This is a genomic window from Streptomyces sp. NA02950, from assembly GCF_013364155.1.
Taxonomy (GTDB): domain Bacteria; phylum Actinomycetota; class Actinomycetes; order Streptomycetales; family Streptomycetaceae; genus Streptomyces.
Genome location: NZ_CP054916.1, coordinates 960,640 through 979,615, shown reverse-complemented (window position 1 = coordinate 979,615; position 18,976 = coordinate 960,640). Strand labels below are relative to the sequence as shown.

Annotated in this window: 20 protein-coding genes; 11 read left to right on the top strand and 9 right to left on the bottom strand. The window is 73.3% G+C overall.

Annotated elements, in window-relative coordinates:
- Positions 1-56: 56 nt before the first annotated feature.
- Positions 57-515: a universal stress protein gene (locus tag HUT19_RS04025; RefSeq protein ID WP_176186455.1), complete on the bottom strand. Its 459-nt coding sequence runs from the start codon at positions 513-515 to the stop codon at positions 57-59.
- Positions 516-624: 109 nt separating this feature from the next.
- Here HUT19_RS04025 and HUT19_RS04020 point away from each other — a divergent pair, with 109 nt between their 5' ends.
- Positions 625-1,476 carry a metallophosphoesterase gene (locus tag HUT19_RS04020; protein WP_176179098.1) on the top strand — a complete coding sequence of 284 codons (852 nt, stop codon included), beginning with the start codon at positions 625-627 and terminating at the stop codon, positions 1,474-1,476.
- Positions 1,477-1,531: 55 nt separating this feature from the next.
- Positions 1,532-2,821 (top strand): cytochrome P450, encoded by a 1,290-nt coding sequence (locus HUT19_RS04015; protein WP_176179097.1) that lies wholly within the window; start codon positions 1,532-1,534, stop codon positions 2,819-2,821.
- On the opposite strand, the gene HUT19_RS04010 is transcribed toward HUT19_RS04015, so the two are convergent.
- The 4 genes from HUT19_RS04010 to HUT19_RS03995 all read right to left on the bottom strand — a co-directional run bounded on the left by HUT19_RS04010 (position 2,784) and on the right by HUT19_RS03995 (position 7,014).
- On the bottom strand, positions 2,784-3,554 hold the full coding sequence (locus tag HUT19_RS04010; RefSeq protein ID WP_176179096.1) for a DUF4239 domain-containing protein: 771 nt from the start codon (positions 3,552-3,554) through the stop codon (positions 2,784-2,786). The two genes, HUT19_RS04015 and HUT19_RS04010, sit on opposite strands and share 38 nt — an antisense overlap.
- A 242-nt stretch (positions 3,555-3,796) precedes the next feature.
- The gene (locus HUT19_RS04005; RefSeq protein ID WP_176179095.1) at positions 3,797-4,144 is read right to left on the bottom strand and encodes a hypothetical protein; all 348 of its coding nucleotides are present in this window, start codon (positions 4,142-4,144) and stop codon (positions 3,797-3,799) included.
- 429 nt (positions 4,145-4,573) lie between these two features.
- Positions 4,574-5,371, bottom strand: coding sequence for a crotonase/enoyl-CoA hydratase family protein (locus HUT19_RS04000; protein ID WP_254885428.1), 798 nt, complete (start codon positions 5,369-5,371; stop codon positions 4,574-4,576).
- Positions 5,368-7,014: an acyl-CoA dehydrogenase family protein gene (locus HUT19_RS03995; RefSeq protein ID WP_176179094.1), complete on the bottom strand. Its 1,647-nt coding sequence runs from the start codon at positions 7,012-7,014 to the stop codon at positions 5,368-5,370. Before HUT19_RS03995 ends, HUT19_RS04000 begins: the two co-directional genes overlap by 4 nt.
- A 146-nt stretch (positions 7,015-7,160) precedes the next feature.
- On the opposite strand from HUT19_RS03995, the gene HUT19_RS03990 reads away from it, so the two are divergent.
- A complete protein-coding gene (locus HUT19_RS03990; protein ID WP_176179093.1) occupies positions 7,161-7,901 on the top strand; it encodes a PaaX family transcriptional regulator C-terminal domain-containing protein in 741 nt (246 codons plus the stop codon).
- Positions 7,902-8,024: 123 nt separating this feature from the next.
- On the opposite strand, the gene HUT19_RS03985 is transcribed toward HUT19_RS03990, so the two are convergent.
- The 3 genes from HUT19_RS03985 to HUT19_RS03975 form a co-directional block, all read right to left on the bottom strand.
- On the bottom strand, positions 8,025-9,029 hold the full coding sequence (locus HUT19_RS03985; protein ID WP_176179092.1) for a LacI family DNA-binding transcriptional regulator: 1,005 nt from the start codon (positions 9,027-9,029) through the stop codon (positions 8,025-8,027).
- A 137-nt stretch (positions 9,030-9,166) separates the two neighbouring features.
- Positions 9,167-10,183 carry an acyl-CoA dehydrogenase gene (locus HUT19_RS03980; RefSeq protein ID WP_176179091.1) on the bottom strand — a complete coding sequence of 339 codons (1,017 nt, stop codon included), beginning with the start codon at positions 10,181-10,183 and terminating at the stop codon, positions 9,167-9,169.
- A gap of 115 nt (positions 10,184-10,298) precedes the next feature.
- Positions 10,299-11,528: an acyl-CoA dehydrogenase family protein gene (locus HUT19_RS03975; protein WP_176186451.1), complete on the bottom strand. Its 1,230-nt coding sequence runs from the start codon at positions 11,526-11,528 to the stop codon at positions 10,299-10,301.
- A gap of 66 nt (positions 11,529-11,594) precedes the next feature.
- On the opposite strand from HUT19_RS03975, the gene HUT19_RS03970 reads away from it, so the two are divergent.
- The 6 genes from HUT19_RS03970 to HUT19_RS03945 all read left to right on the top strand — a co-directional run bounded on the left by HUT19_RS03970 (position 11,595) and on the right by HUT19_RS03945 (position 16,246).
- Positions 11,595-12,380: an SDR family oxidoreductase gene (locus HUT19_RS03970; protein ID WP_176186449.1), complete on the top strand. Its 786-nt coding sequence runs from the start codon at positions 11,595-11,597 to the stop codon at positions 12,378-12,380.
- A 54-nt stretch (positions 12,381-12,434) separates the two neighbouring features.
- Positions 12,435-13,022, top strand: a complete 588-nt coding sequence (locus tag HUT19_RS03965; RefSeq protein WP_176186448.1) for a TetR/AcrR family transcriptional regulator — start codon at positions 12,435-12,437, stop codon at positions 13,020-13,022.
- 41 nt (positions 13,023-13,063) lie between these two features.
- Positions 13,064-14,221 carry an acetyl-CoA C-acetyltransferase gene (locus HUT19_RS03960; protein ID WP_176179090.1) on the top strand — a complete coding sequence of 386 codons (1,158 nt, stop codon included), beginning with the start codon at positions 13,064-13,066 and terminating at the stop codon, positions 14,219-14,221.
- Positions 14,222-14,301: 80 nt separating this feature from the next.
- Entirely contained in the window at positions 14,302-14,724 is a 423-nt protein-coding gene (locus HUT19_RS03955) for a septal ring lytic transglycosylase RlpA family protein (RefSeq protein ID WP_176179089.1), read from the top strand.
- 11 nt (positions 14,725-14,735) lie between these two features.
- Positions 14,736-15,386 (top strand): cell wall protein, encoded by a 651-nt coding sequence (locus tag HUT19_RS03950; protein WP_176179088.1) that lies wholly within the window; start codon positions 14,736-14,738, stop codon positions 15,384-15,386.
- Positions 15,383-16,246, top strand: a complete 864-nt coding sequence (locus tag HUT19_RS03945; protein WP_254885427.1) for a MauE/DoxX family redox-associated membrane protein — start codon at positions 15,383-15,385, stop codon at positions 16,244-16,246. Before HUT19_RS03950 ends, HUT19_RS03945 begins: the two co-directional genes overlap by 4 nt.
- Positions 16,247-16,288: 42 nt before the next feature.
- On the opposite strand, the gene HUT19_RS03940 is transcribed toward HUT19_RS03945, so the two are convergent.
- On the bottom strand, positions 16,289-17,260 hold the full coding sequence (locus HUT19_RS03940; protein WP_254885426.1) for an antibiotic biosynthesis monooxygenase: 972 nt from the start codon (positions 17,258-17,260) through the stop codon (positions 16,289-16,291).
- A gap of 94 nt (positions 17,261-17,354) precedes the next feature.
- Between HUT19_RS03940 and HUT19_RS03935 the strand changes: the two genes are divergently transcribed.
- Together HUT19_RS03935 and HUT19_RS03930 are read left to right on the top strand one after the other, a co-directional pair.
- Positions 17,355-17,921: a nucleoside deaminase gene (locus tag HUT19_RS03935; protein WP_176179087.1), complete on the top strand. Its 567-nt coding sequence runs from the start codon at positions 17,355-17,357 to the stop codon at positions 17,919-17,921.
- A gap of 83 nt (positions 17,922-18,004) precedes the next feature.
- Complete coding sequence (locus tag HUT19_RS03930) at positions 18,005-18,928, top strand: ribonuclease BN (RefSeq protein ID WP_254885425.1); 924 nt, start codon at positions 18,005-18,007, stop codon at positions 18,926-18,928.
- Positions 18,929-18,976 lie beyond the last annotated feature (48 nt).

Genomic DNA, 18,976 nt, shown 5'->3' with positions numbered 1-18,976 from the left:
CGATTGCTCCTCCCACCGTGCCTCACGGCGCCGCCGTCCGCGAGCCGGACGGCCGCTCAGGGCACCACGGTCACCGGCCAGCGCCCCGCCTTCACCAGCCGGACCGCCACCGAGCCGACGATGCGGTGCCCGGCCTGCTCGGACGCGCCCACCACCACCGCGTCCGCGGTGAGCTCGTCCGCCGCCTGCACCAGACCGCCATAGGGGTCGCCGCGGAAGGTGTGGAACTCCCAGCGGACCTCGAACACCCCGCGCAGTCGCTCGGTGGCCTCCCTGATCTGCTGGATCAGCTCCTCGGCCACCTCGCCCGTGGTGTCGGCCACCGCCGCGCCGAGCGCCCCGCCCGCGGGCAGCACCGGCTGCACATACACCACGGCCAGCAGCGCGTTCTGTCGTCTGGCCAGCCCGGCGGCGTACGCCGCGGCGCGCCAGGAGGAATCGGAGCCGTCCACTCCGACCACGATGACCTTCGGCCCGTCGGTGCCACGTTCAAAGGACGCCGGGAGTTTGTCCATCACATCTGCGAGGCTAGCGCCAGGGACGGACCGGCGATCACCCGGCCCGTGCCCAGGAACGACCGCACCGCCATCGCACCATGACCGCCACCGTACGACAGGAGAAACAATGGGCGGCACGCACCGCGGCGAGCTTCTCGCCATCAGCGACCTGCACGTGGCCTATTCGGAGAACCGGGAGATCGTCGAGCGGCTGCGGCCGGGCTCCGAGGACGACTGGCTGATCGTCGCCGGAGACGTCGGCGAGGTGTTCTCCGAGATCGAGGAGACGCTGGGGCTGCTGAGCGAGCGCTTCGCCAAGGTCATCTGGTCGCCGGGCAACCACGAGCTGTGGACCCACCCCAAGGACCCGCTGGAGGCCCGTGGCGTGGCGCGCTACGAGGCGCTGGTGGAGATGTGCCGCGCCAAGGGCATCGTGACGCCCGAGGACCCGTACCCCCGCTGGGAGGGCATCGGCGGACCGCTGACCATCGCCCCGCTGTTCCTGCTCTACGACTACACCTTCCGCCTCGACGGCATCACCAGCAAGGAAGCCGCCCTGGCCCACGCCCATGAGTCCGGAGTGGTCTGCACCGACGAACACTTCCTGCACCCCGACCCGTACCCGACCCGCGACGCCTGGTGCCGCGCCCGGGTGGCCGAGACCGAGGCGAAGCTGGCCGCGTGCGACCCGACCGTGCAGACCGTGCTGATCAACCACTGGCCGCTGACCCGGCTGCCCACCCGGGTGCTGCGCTACCCCGACTTCGCCCTGTGGTGCGGCACCGAGCTGACCGCCGACTGGCATGTGCGGTTCCGCGCCGCGACCGTGGTCTACGGCCATCTGCACATCCCCCGCACCACCGTGGAGGACGGGGTGTCGTTCCAGGAGGTGTCGGTGGGCTATCCGCGGGAGTGGAAGGCGCACGGCCGGCTGCCGGAGGACCCGCTGCGCCGGGTGCTCCCGGTGCCGGTGCCCTGATCCTGACGAACGGTCTCTTGACGGGCCCGGCGGGTGGCGCCGTACGGTCTCGGCTGTGAACCCTGTCGAGGCGTTCCTCCCCGAGACCTACGCCACCGGTGTCCCCCACGCCCTCTTCCGCGAACTGCGCGCGACGCGCCCCGTCTGCCGGATCGAGGAGCCCGGGGTCGGGGCGTGGCCCGCGGGCCCCGGTTTCTGGGCGGTGTTCCGGCACGCGGACGTCAAACACGTGCTGCGCACTCCCGAGATCTTCTCCTCGTGGCTGGGCGCCACCCAGATCCGCGACCCCGACACCCCGGCCGACCTCGACTTCGTCCGGGCGATGATGCTCAATCAGGATCCGCCCGACCACTCCCGGCTCCGGCGTATCGTCGCCGCGGCGCTCACCCCGCGGGCCGTGCGCGAGCTGGAAGCGGACATCGAGCGACGCGCGACGGCGCTCATCGACTCCGTGGCCCACCGCGGCGAGGCCGACTTCGTCGAACTCGCGGCCGATCTGCCGGTCTGGACCCTGGCTCGGGTGATGGGCGTACCCGAGAGTGACCGGCGGCTGCTGTTCGACTGGTCGAACCGGATCATCGGCTACCAGGACGCCGACCACGCCGGGTCCAGCACCGCGGACCCGGGGGAGCTGAGCCCCATGGGACGCGCCACCCTCGCCCTGCGGCCCGACTCGGCGGTCCGCCCGGACGGACGGCTGATGAACCCGCGCTCCCGCGAGGCCCTGGCCGATATGTTCGGCTACGCGCACGCCCTGGCCGAACACCCCCGGCCCGGCAGTGTGATGGCGCGGATGCGGGAGGGCGGTCTGCGCCGCGAGGAGTTCGAGAACATGTTCTTCCTGTTCGCGGTGGCGGGCAACGAGACGCTGCGCAACGGCATTCCGGGCGGGCTGCTCACCCTCCTCGACCACCCCGGCAGCCACCGGCTCCTGCTCGACCGGCCCGAACTCACCGGCTCCGCGGTGGAGGAGATGCTGCGCTTCTGGCCGCCGGTCATCGACTTCCGCCGCACCGCCACCCGCGATGTGGAGCTGGGCGGACAGCTGATCCGGCGTGGTGAGAAGGTCGTGGTCTTCCACGCCTCCGCCAACCGCGACGAGACGGTCTTCCCCAACCCCGACCGCTTCGACCCCACCCGCTCACCCAACGACCACGTCAGCTTCGGCTACGGCCCGCACTTCTGCATGGGCGCCCAGCTGGCCCGCGTCCAGATGCGGGCCATGCTGCGCGGCGCCCTCGACCGGCTGCCGGGACTGCGGCTCGCCGGGGAGCCGGTGCGGCTCACCTCCAACTTCCAGAACGGGCTCAAACACCTCCCCGTGCGCTGGGAAACAGATCGGTGAACGGCGCGGTCGCGTCGCCGACCGAGCGCCCGAAGGGATCGTCGAAGTCCCAGACCAGGAAGAGCAGAAAGACGATCAGGCCGGTGAACATCACCGACAGCATCAGCTCCCGCGGTGAGCGGCGGATCTGCAAGGTGAAGATCAGCCCCACGACCAGGGCCGCCCCCAGCGCCAGGCCGATCCAGACCACCGCGGGCATGGTCGGCCCCGCGTTCTGCTGCCGGGCGGTCCGGGCTGCGTCGGCCGCGGCCACCTCGTCCACCATCGGCTGATACGCCTGCGACTGGAGCAGGGTCTTCGGCCGGGCGTGGGTGACCTCGTGGCGCACGGCGTCCAGCAGCACCGTGCCGTGCTCGGTGAGCTCACCCTTGTCGATCATCACCTGCCACTCCTTGGACACCACATGGTCCACGTACGCGTCGATGTCCGCACGGATCCGGTCGCGTACGGACTGCGGGTAGACGGCGGCCCGTTCGTTCACCTCGTGCAGCGCCTGTGCCTCCGTCCGCACCCCGTCCTGGGCGGCGCCGCGCGCCTCCCAGACCCCGGCGATGGCCAGGCCCAGCACGATCGCGTAGACCACACCGATCATCATGATCATGTAGTCGAGGACATCGGGGGTCTCGCTCGGGTCGTCGTCGCTGCCGAGACGGCGGGCGTTGAGGACCGCGGCCAGCACAACAACCGAGCAGACCCCGGCCATCAGAAGAGTCAGAATCAGCCATTCGGGCAAGGCAACCTCCGAAGCGGGTCGGCAGGGCGGATCAGCCGCGCCGTCCGCCGCGCGAGGCGGAGCGCGAACGCGGGCGGAGAGCGGCGGCCGCGAGCACCGCGGGCGCCGTGAGCAGCAGGGTGAAGGTGACCAACGAGGTCCCGTCGGGGGGCTCCTCGCGGCTGGGCGGGCGATACGCCTGCGCCTGGACCCGGCGCGGCCGGGTCGGGACGGGCGTGGGCTCGGCGGACGGCGCCGAGGGCTCACCGGGGGCGGGCTCGGCCGGTCGCGGAGGCGTGGGCCGGGGTGCGGGGGGCCAGTTGAGCGCGGGGCGCGCCGGAGCGGGCGCCGGAGCCGGGGCGTCCGAGGCCCGCGGGGGACTCGGGGTCGGGGTCGGGGTGGGCGTCGGGGTGGGCGTTGGCGTGAGGGTGGGTGTCGGGGTCGGGGTCGGCGTGGTCGTCGGGGTCGGCGTGGGTGTGGGCGTCGGAGTCGGGGTAGGGGTAGGGGTCGGTGTGGGAGTGGGAGTGGGAGTGGGAGTGGGAGTGGGAGTGGGGGTGGGCGTCGGTGTCGGTGTCGGTGTCGGTGTGGGAGTGGGAGTGGGCGTGGGGCACTGCCCGTACCGCACGAAGGCGCCGTCCGTCCCGGCCGACGCGACGGCGCACACACAGAATCCGGGGCGGACCTCGACCCGCACGGCCGCGTGTGCCCCCTCGTCCGTCACCCCCGCCCTGACCCGGACGTCCACCGTCCGCCGGGGAGCGGGGGTGACGGACGCCGGACCGCCGCTCCCACCGGTCCCGTCGGCCGCGGCTGTCGCCCCCGCCGAGGCGCAGACAAGGGCCGTGACGAGGACCCCTGAACGCCATGCGCGATGCCATCGGTTCACGAGGAAGATCTTTGGCCGATCGGACCCGTGCCAGCCGTACGGCCCCGTGATTTCCCCCGAATAGGTGACGTAGTACGGGAGTTCACCGCGTCGAGGTTGACGTCAGGGGCGGTTCCGCCCTGACGTACCCGCCTCCCGCCTCCCGCCTCCCGCCTCACAGCTCCTTGAAGCTGCCGTGCCGTCCGGCGCCCGCCGCGAACCGCGCGGCGCCGTCCAGTCCCTCCGCCAGGGTGGCCCGGCCGTGGCGCAGTTCCCGCGCCATCGCCTCCTCCTCCGGCAGTCCCTCCTGTTCGAGCAGTGCGGCACGGTCGCCGCGCAGACATGTCTGCGGGAAGCGGGCGATCGCGGCGGCCAGCCGCTCGGCCTCCGCACGGGCCGCGCGCGGTGGCACCAGCCGGTTGGCCAGCCCGATGTCGTACGCCTCCCGGGCCGGTACCGCACGCCCCGTCAGCACCAGGTCCATCGCCCGGCTCGCGCCGATCAGCCGGGGCAGCCGTACCGTGCCGCCGTCGATCAGCGGTACGCCCCAGCGGCGGCAGAACACCCCGAAGACCGCGTCCTCCTCCACCACCCGCAGATCGCACCACAGGGCCAACTCCAGCCCGCCCGCGACCGCGTGGCCGCTGACCGCGGCGATCACCGGTTTGGACAGCCGCATCCGGGTGGGCCCCATCGGCCCGTCGCCGTCCTCGGCCACGCGGTTGCCGCGCTCGGTGCCGACCGCCTTGAGGTCGGCACCGGAGCAGAAGGTGCCGCCCTCGCCCCACAGCACCGCGACCCGCGCCCCGGGGTCGGCGTCGAAGGCGCGGAAGGCGTCGGCGAGGGCGGTGGCCGTCGCGCCGTCCACGGCGTTGCGGACCTCGGGGCGGGCGAGCACCACGGTGGTCACCGGGCCCGCCCGCTCGGTACGGATCGCCGACCGCTCCGCCGTCGCGCCGTCTCCCGACGTCACCGCAGGTCCTTGGGCCGGGCCCGCTCCAGGATCGGACCGGTGTCGGTCCCCGGCGGCAGCGTGCCGAACGCGTGCCCCCAGTCGCCGTCCAGCCGCGAGGCACAGAACGCGTCGGCCACCGCCGGATGGCTGTACCGCACCAGCAGGCTGCCCTGGAGTACCAGCGTCATCTGCTCGGCCAGACGGCGGGCCAGCAGTGGCGCCCGCTGCGGATCGCCGAGCTGCGGCAGCAGCGCACGCAGCCGGGCCACGGCGGCGTCCAGCCGCGCATCGGCCCCCGCGGCGGTCTCGACCTCGGCGAGGAAGGCGTCGAGCGCGCCCTCCTCGCGGCCGAGCGCGCGCAGCACGTCGAGCGCGGCCACATTCCCCGAGCCCTCCCAGATGGACAGCAGCGGTGCCTCGCGGTACAGCCGCGGCATCCCCGAGTCCTCCACGTACCCATTGCCGCCGAGGCACTCCAGGGCCTCCGCGGCATGGGTGGAACCGCGCTTGCACACCCAGTACTTGCTGACCGCCAGCCCGAGCCGGCGCAGCGCCGCCTCCGACGCGTCCCCGGCCTCCGACCGGTCCAGGGCCGCCGCCAGCCGCATCGCGAGGGTGGTGGCCGCCTCCGACTCCACCGCCAGATCCGCCAGCACATGGCGCATCAGCGGCTGGTCGATCAGCTCGGCGCCGAAGGCCCGGCGGTGCTCGGCGTGGTGCAGCGCCTGCCGCAGCCCGGCGCGCATGCCCGCCGCCGAGCCGATGACACAGTCCAGCCGGGTCATGTTCACCATCTCGACGATGGTGCGCACCCCGCGGCCCGGCTCGCCCACCCGCCAGGCCAGGGCGTCCTCGTACTCGACCTCGGACGAGGCGTTCGAGTGGTTGCCCAGCTTGTTCTTCAGCCGCTGCAACCGCAGGGCGTTACGGGTGCCGTCCGGCAGGACCCGCGGCACCAGGAAGCAGGTCACCCCCTCCTCGGCCTGGGCGAGGGTCAGGAAGACATCGCTCATCGGCGCGGAGGTGAACCACTTGTGGCCGGTGAGCACATAGGTGCCGTCGGCGGTGGGGACGGCCCGGGTGGTGTTGGCGCGGACGTCCGAGCCGCCCTGCTTCTCCGTCATCGACATGCCCGCGATCAGGCCCTGCTTGCCCAGCGGCGCACGCAGCCCGAAGTCGTACTCCCGGGAGGCCAGCAGCGGTTCGTACGCGGCGGCCAGCTCCGGTTCGGCGCGCAGCGCCGGGACCGCGGCGTACGTCATGGAGATCGGGCAGCCGTGCCCGGCCTCGGCCTGCGCGAAGGCGTAGAACTTGGCCGCGCGCACCAGATGGGCGCCGGAGCGGCTCTCGCCCCACGCCGCCGCGTGCTGGCCGCTCGCCACGGCCTCCGCCATCAGCTGGTGGTAGGCCGGGTGGTACTCGACCTCGTCGATGCGGTGCCCGTACCGGTCGTGGGTGTGCAGCACCGGCGGGTGCTCCTCGGCCATCCTCGCCCGGTCCTGGACCTCGGCGGAACCGGCCCGCGCGCCCACCTCCCGGACCTCCGGCTCGCCCCAGGCGCCGCCGTCCCGCCGCAGCGCCTCCAGCAGGGCGGGGTCGTCCGCCGTGCTGAAGCCGACGAGTGGCGGGGCCTGGTTGAGAACTTCGTGTGTCGGGCTCATGGCAGGCAACTCCTCGGTCATGGTGGTCTCGCTGGTCTCACCGGTCTCGCTGGTCTCACCGGTCCCGTCCGAGCGGTCTCGCCCTTCCAGTCTTACACTTCCATCATGCGCGATGAAGAACTGTAATGGATAGGGTGCAAGGAGACATGGATGACACCGGAACCCTCACCCTGCGGCCGCTGACCGCGCGCTCGATCGTGCTCAGCACCCTGCTCGGCCTTCATCCGCCCCGGCTGCCCGCCCGCGTCCTGGTCCGCGTCGGAGCGCTCTTCGGCGCCGCCGAGGGCACCATCCGGGTCGCCCTCACCCGGATGGTCGCCGCCGGTGACCTGGAACAGCGCGACGGCGGCTACGGCCTCACCGACCGGCTGCTGGCCCGCCAGGCGCGCCAGGACGACAGCCGCGCCCCCCGCACCCGGCGCTGGGACGGCAGCTGGGAGATCGCCGTCGTCACCTCCGACCGGCGTGCCGCGGCCGAGCGCACCGCGCTGCGCCAGGCGATGGCCACCCTGCGGCTGGCCGAACTCCGCGAGGGCACGTGGCTGCGCCCCGCCAATCTGGTCCGCTCCCGTCCGGCCGTGGCCGCCGGGCAGTGCGGCTGGTTCACCGGCGCACCGGAGGACGATCCGGCCGAGCTCGCGGCGCGGCTGTGGGACCTGGACGGCTGGGCCCGCCAGGCCCGGCTGCTGGGGGACGCGCTGGACCGCGCGGCGAGCCCCGCCGACCGCTTCACCGTCGCCGCCGCCGCGCTGCGGCATCTGCTCGCCGACCCCGTCCTGCCCGCCCGGCTGCTGCCCGAGGACTGGCCGGGCGCGGGGCTGCGGCGCCGCTACGACGCGTTCGAGCGCGAGATCCGGGCCCTGCTCTCGCAGCACACCGGCGGCTGAGCCCGGCCCGGGGTGCGCTGCCCGCCGCGTCGGCCCGGACGGGAATCCCGGTGGTCCGACGCTGCCGTACGGCGGAGTCGACAACACGGCGGGCGCGGCGCTCGCCGTCCGGCTGCCGCCCGGTCACCCCGAGTCGCGGACGACCAGCTCGGTGGGCAGGACGAGCGCGGGCTCGATGCTCTCCCCGGCCGCCAGCCGCAGCAGCTGACCCGCCAGTCTGCGGCCGATCTCGGCGATCGGCTGGCGCACCGTGGTCAGCGGCGGCTCGGTGTAACGGGCGGGCTCGATGTCGTCGAAACCCACCACGGCCACGTCGTCCGGCACCCGCCGCCCGGCCTGCCGCAGCGCCCGCAGCACCCCGATGGCCATCAGGTCCGACGCGGCGAACACCGCGTCCAGCCCCGGCTGCCGCTCCAGCAGCTCCCGCATCGCCACCGCGCCCGACTCCTGGGTGAAGTCGCCGACCGCCACCGACGGCTTCAGGCCCGCCTCCCGCAGCGCCGCGCGACAGCCCGCCAGCCGGTCGATCCCGGCCACCATGTCCTGCGGCCCCGCCACGGTGCCGATCCGGGTGCGTCCGGAAGCGGTCAGATGCCGGACGGCGAGCGCCGCGCCCGCCGCGTTGTCGACCCCGACGTACGGCAGCATCGTCGCGCCCAGCGCCCGTTCGTTGCAGACCACCGGGATCCCCATCCGGGCCAGTGCGGCGGGCAGCGGGTCGGTGCCGTGCATGGACGCCACCATGACCCCGTCGACATGGCGGGACAGCGCGAACCGCTCGATCCGGTCCCGGCTGGCGGGGGACCGGGCCATCATCAGCACCAGCTGCTTGTCGGCCGCCTCCAGCTCCTGGCTCACCCCGCGCACCACTCCCGGGAAGAACTGGTCGTCGGAGAAGATCCGGCCCGGCTCCTCCGGCAGCACCAGCGCGAAGGAGTCCGTGCGCTGGGTGACCAGGCTGCGTGCCGCCTGATTGGGGATGTAGCCGAGCTCCTGGATGGCCCGCAGCACCGCCTCCCGGCTGTCCTCGGCGACCGAGGGGGAGCCGTTGACGACACGGGACACGGTCGCGCGCGAGACACCCGCGTGCCGCGCCACGCTCTCCAGGGTGGGCCGGGGTCGGTGCATCTGTGGCATCCCTCGCTGTTCACTGGGTCCGCTCGCCGGTGGTCGCACCAGCATGGATCAAGAACGTGAGCGGGGAACACTCTTCGGCGCGGTTGGGCTCCATGGGCTGCTGTGCGCCGTGCCGTCCGCCATCTGCTTCAGCCCGCCAGCACGCGGGCGCGGCAGACGGACGGCGTGCCCCAGGCGGAGCGCAGCGCGCCGGCCCTGCGGATCCACAGCGACAGGTCGGACTCGTCCGTGTAGCCGATCGCGCCGTGCAGTTGCAGTGCGGCCCGGGCCGCCGCGTAACCGGCCTCGCCCGCGGCGACCTTGGCGGCGGCCACCTCGGCACGGGCGCCGGGGCCGGCCGACGCGAGCGCCACCGCCGCCCCGTACAGCAGCGGCCGGGCGAACTCCAGCCCGATGAGTACGTCCGCCAGCCGGTGCTTCACCGCCTGGAACGAACCGACCGCCCGGCCGAACTGCCGCCGCCCCTTCACATACGCCACCGTCCGTTCCAGGAGCGCCAGTCCGGTGCCGAGGGACTGCGCGGCCGTCACGAACGCCGCCCAGTCCGCGGCCCGTCCGGCGGCCTCGGCCACCGCCGGGCCCCTGGCCAGCAGCTCCCCACCGGGCAGCGGCCGGGCGAGCCGCCGGGCCGGGTCGATCGAGGGCTGTACGCGCCCGTGTCCCGGCGCGAGCCACAACTCCTCGCCCCCGGCGCCCTCGACGGTGAACACGGCGTCGGCGGCGTCCGCGTCCAGCGCGTACGGCCCGCCGTCGGCCGCCGCCAGGGTGACCAGGGTCCGCCCCGAGGCGATCCGGGGCAGCCAGTGCCGGGCGGCCGGGTCGACCTGGGCGGCGTCACCCCCGGCCAGCGCGGCCAGCAGCACCGCCACCGCGGCGGTCTCGGCCAGCGGACCCGGGACCGCGTGCCGCCCCGACTCCACGGAGGCCACGGCCAGTTCCACCGGCAGCGGCCCGACCCCCTCGTGCGTCTCCGGGACGGCCAGCGCGGTCACCCCGATCCCGCCGAGCCGCTCCCACAGCGTCCGCCCCGGCCCGTGATCTCCGCGCGCCCACGCCCGAACCACCTGCGCGGTATGTGCCCCGCCGAGCATCCGGTCCACGGTACGGCCGAACTCGCCCTGCGCCCGGTCCAGCAGGAATTCCATCCCCGTTCCCCTCTCCGAAAACCCTGGCCGTCCCCTCAGCCGCCGCCCGTGAACCGCTCGGCCACACCGTGCGAACCGGCACCCGGGGCCGCCGGAGGGCGGGGTGGGGGAGGAGTCAGCGCCGTTCCCTCGGCAGACCCAGCAGCCGTTCGGCGATCAGATCGCGCTGGATCTCGTTGGTGCCCGCGTAGATCGGCCCGGCCAGGGCGAAGGTGTAGCCGTCCGCCCAGCCGCCGCCCCCGGCCGCGTCGGTCGCGTCATCGGCCAGTTCGCCGACCGGGCCGAGCAGGTCCAGGGCCGTTTCGTGCAGGGCGATGTCCAGCTCGGACCAGAAGACCTTGTTGAGGCTCGACTCCGCCCCGGTGGCGGCCCCCGCCGCGCTCCCCGCCTCCGGCCGCGACGCACGCGCGTACGCGAACAGCTCGTACGCGCGGGCGCCGATCACCGCGTCGGCGACCCGGTCCCGCAGCCCGTCGGCGGCGCTCGCACCGCGATCGCCCGCCCCGCATGCACCGCCCGGACCGGAATTCCCCGCGCGCTCGCGCCACAGCGCCACCAGCCGCCGCGCCGACGCCGTGAACCGGCCCGGGCTGCGCAGGGTCAGCCCGCGCTCGTCGCCCGCCGTGCTCATCGCCACCCGCCAGCCCTGCCCCGGCTCGCCGATGACGTCCTCGTCGGGTACGAACACCTCGTCGAGGAAGAGCTCGGCGAAGGCGGGCTTGCCGTCGAGGCGGCCGATCGGGCGGACGGTCACGCCCGGTGCGCGAAGCGGGAACATCAGATACGTCAGCCCGCGGTGCGGCGGTGCGCCCTCCTCCCGGTGACCGCGGAAGAGCCCGAACGCGCGGTCGGCGAAGGCCGCCCGGGACGACCAGGTCTTCTGGCCGCTGAGCAGCCAGCCGCCCGCGGTGCGGCGGGCCGTGGAGCGCAGCGAGGCGAGGTCCGAGCCGGACTCGGGCTCGGACCACGCCTGGGCCCAGATCACCTCGCCACGCGCCATCGGCGGCAGGATCCGGGCGCGCTGCGCGGCGGTGCCGTGTGCGAAGAGGGTGGGAGCCAGCAGGCTGATCCCGTTCTGGCTCACCCGGCCCGGTGCGCCCGCCGCGTAGTACTCCTCCTCGAACAGCAGCCACTCCACCAGCGACGCCCCCCGGCCGCCGTACTCCTCGGGCCAGGTCACCGCCGACCAGCGGCCCGCGGCGAGCGTCCGCTCCCAGGCGCGGTGGGCGGTGAAGCCCCCGGCGGTCTCCAGGGAGGGCAGCGGGGCGGCGGGCACATGTGCCGCGAGCCAGCTCCGGGCCCCGGCACGGAACGCCCGCTGCCGTTCGGTGAGTTCGAGGTCCACCCGCGCCGCCTCCGTTCGCGCCACGCGTTCCCTAACAAGTGTTTGGTAGGTTACCGTGGCAGGGTGATGGACAACAAGGCGCCGTATGTCCCCGGCCACGGCCTGCTCACCGGCCGCACGGCCGTCATCACCGCCGCCGCGGGCTCCGGGATCGGCGGGGCCACCGCCCGCCGTTTCCTCGAGGAGGGCGCGCGGATCGTCATCGGCGACGCCCATGCGCGCAGGCTCGAGGAGACGGCCGCCGCGCTCGCCGCCGAGTTCGGCACGGACCGCGTCGCCGGGCTGGTCTGCGACGTGACCGACGAGGACCAGGTGGCGGCGCTCCACGACCTCGCCGAGGAGCGCCACGGACGGCTGGACGCGGCGGTCAACAACGCCGGTCTCGGTGGCACCGCCCTGCTGACCGAGATGACCGACGCCCAGTGGGACCGGGTCATCGACGTCACGCTGAACGGCACCTTCCGCTGCACCCGCGCCGCCCTGCGCCGGATGAAGGCGGACGGACACGGCGGAGTCGTCGTCAACAACGCGTCGGTCGTCGGCTGGCGCGCCCAGGCCGGACAGGCCCACTACGCGGCGGCCAAGGCGGGCGTCATGGCACTCACCCGCTGCGCCGCCGTCGAGGCCGCCGGGTACGGGGTGCGGGTGAACGCGGTCTCGCCGAGTCTGGCCATGCATCCGCACCTGGTGAAGGTGACCACCCCCGAGCTGCTGGCCGAGCTGACCGAGCGGGAGGCGTTCGGCCGGTACGCCGAGCCCTGGGAGGTGGCCAACGTGATCGTCTTCCTGGCCAGCGGCTACTCCTCGTACATGACCGGGGAGACGGTGTCCGTCAGCGGCCAGCACCCGTGAGGCGACAATGACCCCGTGCCGAACTCCAGCAGGAACAGCGAGAAGAAGACGACCGTGAGCCCGTCCCCCGAACGACGCCGCGAACTGCTCACCACGGCGGCGGAGGTGTTCGCCGCCCAGGGGTACAACGCGACCACCGTCCGCCGGATCGCGGACGAGGCGGGAATGCTCGCGGGCAGCCTGTACTACCACTTCGACTCCAAGGAGTCGATGATCGACGAGATCCTCTCCACCTTCCTCGACGAGCTGTGGGCCGGGTACGAGGAGGTGCTCGGCGCCGGGCTCGGCCCGAGGGAGACCGTCGAGGCGCTCGTCACCGAGTCCTTCCGGGAGATCGACCGGCACCACGCCGCCGTGGCGATCTACCAGAAGGAGTCCCGGCACCTGGCCGCCCAGCCCCGCTTCGGCTATCTCGCCGAGTCGCGGCGGAAGTTCGAACGGGCCTGGCTGGGCACCCTGGAGCGCGGGGTGGCCGAGGGGGTCTTCCGCGCCGACGTGGACATCCGGCTGGCGTACCGCTTCCTGCGCGACACCGTGTGGGTCGCCGCGTCGTGGTACCGGCCGGGCGGACACCACAGCCCCGAGGAGATCGCCCGCCAGTATCTGTCGATGGTCCTGGACGGCATCACCCCGCGGGAATGACAACAGCCGATTGACCACCAGCCGAAGGAGCGACACCGGTCATGGCCGAGGCATACATCGTCGAAGCGGTACGCACCCCCGTCGGCCGGCGCGGGGGCGGACTCGCGTCCGTCCACCCGGCCGACCTCGGCGCCCATGTCCTGCGGGCGCTGATGGAGCGCTCGGGCGCCGACCCGGCCGCCGTCGAGGACGTGGTCCTCGGCTGTCTGGACACCGTGGGACCGCAAGCCGGGGACATTGCGCGCACCTGCTGGCTGGCCGCCGGGCTGCCGGAGGAGGTGCCGGGGGTGACGGTCGACCGGCAGTGCGGATCCTCCCAGCAGGCCGTGCACTTCGCCGCGCAGGCGGTGCTCTCCGGCACCCAGGACCTGGTGGTCGCGGGCGGGGTGCAGATCATGTCGCAGGTGCCGATCGCCTACGCCAGCCGCCAGGCGGCCGTGCCGCTCGGGCTGACCGACGGCCCCTTCGCGGGCTCCGAGGGCTGGCGGAAGCGGTACGGCGACCGGCCGGTCAGCCAGTTCCACGGCGCCGAGATGATCGCCGAGAAGTGGGCCATCACCCGCGAGGCCATGGAGGAGTTCGCGCTGCGCTCCCACCGCCGCGCGGTGCGCGCCATCGACGAGGGCCGCTTCGACCGCGAACTGGTCCCCTACGGCGAGGTCACCGTGGACGAGGGGCCGCGCCGGGAGACCAGCCTGGAGAAGATGGCCGCCCTCACCCCGCTGGTCGAGGGCGGGCGGCTGACCGCCGCGCTGTCCTCCCAGGTCTCCGACGGTGCCTCCGCGCTGCTGATCGCCTCCGAACGGGCCGTACGGGAGCACGGGCTGACTCCGCGCGCCCGGATCCACCATCTGTCGGTGCGCGGCGAGGACCCCATCCGGATGCTGTCCGCGCCCATCCCCGCGACCGCGCACGCCCTGAAGAAGACCGGTATGACCATCGCCGGCATCGACCTGGTGGAGATCAACGAGGCCTTCGCGCCCGTGGTGCTCGCCTGGCTGAAGGAGACCGGCGCCGATCCGGAGCGGGTCAATGTCAATGGCGGAGCCATCGCGCTCGGCCACCCCCTCGGCGCCACCGGCACCAAGCTGATGACCACCCTGCTGCACGAACTGGAGCGCACCGGCGGCCGTTACGGCCTCCAGACCATGTGCGAGGGCGGCGGCCAGGCCAACGTCACCATCGTCGAACGCCTCTGACGGCACCCGGCTCCGGGGGCCACCGCCGGATCGGACGCCTCCGCCTGGCGGGTGCCCGCGACCCCGCGCATGATGACCACATGGCGTGCGGATCGACGAGTCTCTGGAACGGCGAGGCCACCTGGTTCTGTTGTGGCAACGCCTGGGGCCCGTGCGCGAGCGCGGGCGGCGGGGCCTGTGGCACCTGCAAGTCCAGCAAGCTCCACGCCGCCTGGCCCAACGCCTCCAAGGCGTGCTGGGACATCACCCGGCCGGATCTGTGCGGGGAGAAGCTGCCCCGGCGCGGCTGCGGCTCCGTGATGAAGGTACGTCACCAGTGCTCCGGCGCCAGTGTGTGCGTCACGGTCAGCGACTGCGGTCCGCGCACCCGCAGCTTCTGCTCCGAGTCCACCTGCTGCGACGGCACCTGCCGCACCAACCGGGTCATCGACCTCACCCCGGCCGCCTTCTCCGCGATCGGCAGTCTGAGCTCCGGCATGCTGCCGGTGGTCATCTTCGAATGAGGCGGACGGACATGAGCGCGTACCCGACCGGCGACCCCCTGGCCCGCCGTCGCTTCCTCACCGCCGCCGCCCTCCGCGGCGCAACCGTCATCGGCACCGGTGTCATCGGGGCGACCGCCCTGGGCGCCGTGGACGCCGACGCCGCCTTCGCCGAACCCCTGCGCGCCCTCGACCCCGCGGCCGCCGACAGCACCTTCGTGGAGGGGCGGATCACCTGGATCGACGGCGGGCTGCTGGAGGTCGCGGGCTCCTGGGGCGAGTACGCCCGGGTCCGGGTCACCGGCGCCACCAGCGTCTGGAAGGTGCGCGCCACCACGGCCGCGGCCATCGAGACCGGGGACGGCCTCTACGCCCGGGGTGTTCCGATGCCCGACGGCACCCTCGCCGCCGACGCGGTGTGGGTCAACATCGTCAACCTCCACACCACCCTCCGCGGGATCGAGAAGGACCGGCTGCACCTCGCCCACGGCTCCCACGAGATCGTCGGCCATGTGCTGGCGGACACCACCAGCGTCTCCTACTCCGGCGCCGCCCCCACCGTCGATCTCTCCCGGCTGCGCATCGGGCAGGACGCCCAGGTGCTCGGCGCCTGGCGGCCGTCCGACGACTCCGTGGAGCTGGTGCGGGTCGCGGTCGGACCGGGCGCGGGACACCGCCGGTGAGCCCCGCCACCCTCGCCGTGGACCTGGCCGCACCGCTGCTCGCCGGGGTGCTGGGGACGGCCGGTGCGGGCAAACTCTTCGGCCGGAGCGCCCCGCGGCCGGCCTCCCGGACCGCGCTGGCCCGGCTGCTGCGCGGCGGCGCCCGGGCGGCCCGCGCCCTGCGCTGGCTCGGCGCCCTCGAACTGCTGCTGTGCGCGGCGCTGCTGGCGCTGCCGCCGTCGGTTTCGGTGGCCGCGGGAGGGGCTGCCGCCGCCCTCGGCGTCGGTTTCCTCGGCTATCTCGGCTACGCCCGGCGCGCCGCGCCCGGGTCCTCCTGCGGGTGCACGGCCGGGGACGACGGACCGGTCGGGGTCCGCGCCTTCGTCCGCGCCGCCGCGGTCCTGGCGGGCGGGGTGGCCGTCACTCTCGCCGAACACCCCTGGTGGACCACGGCCCCGCACCGGCCGGCCGCCACCGCGGGCGCTGTCCTCGTGGCCGTGGCCGGGGCGGTGGTGCTCGCCCCCGACCGCTGGCGGCTGCTGTGGCGCAGACTGCGGCTGCGGCTGACCGGGCATCCGCTCGACGGGACGCGCGCGGTGACACGGGTGCCGGTGACCGCCACGGTCGAACTGCTGGAACACTCGCTGGCCTGGCAGACCGCCTCGGCCCTGGTGCGGTCGGCGCTGCTGGACCACTGGGACGACGGCGGCTGGCGCATCCTCCAGTACGCCGGGGTCCACGGGGGAGGCGGAGCCGCACGGCCGGTGGTGGTGCTCTTCGCCCTCGACGCGGCGGCCAGCCGCGACGCGGTGCGTGAGCCCGCGGTGCGGGTGAGCGTCCTGGACGCCGACACCGGTGAGGCGGTGGCGCTGACCGCGTAGCACCGGTGAGACCGTGGCGGCGCGTGGCCGGCGGGCGGGCCCTCAGGCGGCGAATCCGAAGATGACGATCAGCAGCCCGTAGCACAGGGCGACCAGCGCGGCACCCGCCACATGGACCCGCAGGGTGTGCGCCCGGCTCGGCACCAGCCAGAAGGCGAGCGCCCGGTTCACCAGGGGCATCAGCAGCCAGGTCAGGATGCTGACGCTCAGCACGTTGCCGATGAACAGGCCGGCATGGGCCGGTACCCCCGCGTCGTCCAAGGCGCTGCCCACCGTCAGATTGAGGACCATCACCGTCGGATAGAGCGCCAGCACCACGGACATGGCCTGTTTCCAGTTCGGCGGAACTCCCTCGTCCGCCCCCTCCCCGAAACGGAACCAGCCGCTGAACGGTGAGCTGATCTTCCGTACGTCGTAGTGCGTGAAGTACTTCGCGCCCTCGCTGAGCAGCTTCTCCCGGACGTCGGACTCCAGCCACCCGTCGAGGTGTTCACGGGAATCGAAGCGGAAGACCACGACCCAGTGCTCCTGGATCCCCGGTACCGGCCGGAAGAGCTCCGATCCCATGAAACCGGGGAACTTCTCCTGGGCCTTGAGCGCCTTGTCCTGCCAGCGCAGGAACGGCTGTTCGTATCCGGGGCGCACCTCGTGCGAGATGACCGCCGTGACGACCTCCGGTTCCTCCGCGGGCGTTCCGCCGCTGAGCACCTCCTGGGTGGGCGGTGCCTCGAACAGCGGGCGTCCCTCGTCCAGGAGCTCCTGACGGACACTCGACCGCAGCCAGGTGGTCAGCTGGTCGATCCGGGAGAACCGGAAGACCACCACCCATTCGTTGTCCTGGCCGGGGCCCGGCGGATACAGCTCGGTGCCCTCGAAGCCGTCGAAACCGCGCGCCGCGCGGTTGGTCTTCTCCTGCCAGCGCTGGTAGGCGTCGTCCTGTCCTGGGCGGACCTTCTGGGAGGTCACCACCGTTGCCCCGGCTCCGCTGGAGCCGTGGGTTGCACGGGCATCCATGCCGAGTAGTCTAGATCAAAAGGAATTTATGAGACAAACCGAGCGTTCCGCAGAGGTGCTGACACCGGCACGGAAAGCCGAGCGGAGGTTCGACATGGCGAAGCAGGAGTTCCTGGCCGAAGCGGTGCGGCTGGCCACCGAATCCGTGGAAAACGGCTGGGGCGGGCCGTTCGGCGCCGTGATCAGCCTCAACGGCGACATCATCGCCCGTGGGCAGAACCGTGTGCTCCTGACCGGCGATCCCACCGCCCACGCGGAGATGGAGACGATCAGCAAGGCGATCCAGGTGCTCAACCCCGAAGCCCCCACGATCGACGGGAAGCATGTGAACGAGAGCACGCTCGAACTCGTGCCCCGTCCCGAGGGATCCCCCGACCCGGTGCCGGAACGCGCGCGGATGCTCCAGGGATGCGCGATCTACATCAGCGGCGCACCGTGCCCGATGTGCATGAGCGCCATCTACTGGTCGCGCATCGACGCCGTCTACTTCAGCTGTGACCTGGCCGCCACCGCCAGGATCGGCTTCGACGACGCCTATCAGTACGAGGACTTCCAGAGGCCGATGGACCAGCGCAGGATCCTGATCGAGCAGATCCACCCCGAGCTCGGCGCCGAGGCGTACAAGGTATGGATGGACAAGGCCGACCGACACCCGTACTGAGGGGGGCTCGTGGTGCGCGCGCCATCCGGCGCGCGTTTCCGCGCGCCCGGGTCCGGGACCTCGGCGCGGGTAGTGGAGTGGCGATGTCCGAGAATTCTTCCGGCACCCCGGGGCACGGACACCAGCACGGTCATGAGGGCGGGTCCGGGCAGGAGCCCGGACCCAAGGCCGGTCATGAGCACGGGCACCGGCACGGCACCCGGTTCCAGCGGCTGCACCATGTGTTCCACCGCTCCCCGGTCGGCCGCGGATGGCGGCGGGGCAGCGAGTTCGAGCTGCTGCACAGGGCGTTGGGCTTCGCCGCGCTCGGCTTCCTCACCCTGGTGCCGCTGCTCATCGTGGTCGCCGCCGCCGACCCGGTGAACCGTCATGGCTTCGCCCAGTGGCTGGCCGAGGGACTCGGGGTGTCCACCTCCTCGCGGGACGAGGTGAAGCAGCTGTTCGCCCCGCCGAAGCGGGCACTGGAGACCACCACGGCGTTCGGTCTGGCGACCCTGGCCATCTTCGGGCTGAGCTTCGGCGCGGCGGTGCAGACCGGTTACGAGAAGGTGTGGGAACTGCCCGCCGGGCGCTGGCACAACGTCTGGCGCCATCTGGTGTGGCTGGTGGTGCTCATCGGCTATCTGCTGCTGTCCTCGCATCTGGGCCCCGGGGTCAGCCGGTTGCTCATCGCCGTGGTGGGCACCGTGCTGTTCATCTGGTGGTCGCAGCGGCTGCTGCTGGGCGGGCGGATCAGCTGGGGCGCCCTGCTGCCCGGCGCGCTGGCGACCGGCGTCGGACTGGTCGGGCTGCGGGTCTTCTCCCAGCTGGTGTTCTCCCCGCTGATCGCCTCCAGTGCGGTTTCCTACGGGCCGGTGGGCACCGTGCTGGTCGTCCAGTCCTGGCTGGTGGGCGTCGGCTACGTGGTCTTCGGCGGGGCGCTGCTGGGCCGGGTGCTGCACGAGGAGTATCTGCGGCTGGTCGCCTGGCGCCGCCAGCGGCGACGGAGCGGCACGCCCCCGCAGTGACCCACCACGGGAGAAGACGGTCCGCGACGGGCGACAAGTCCTCCCCGG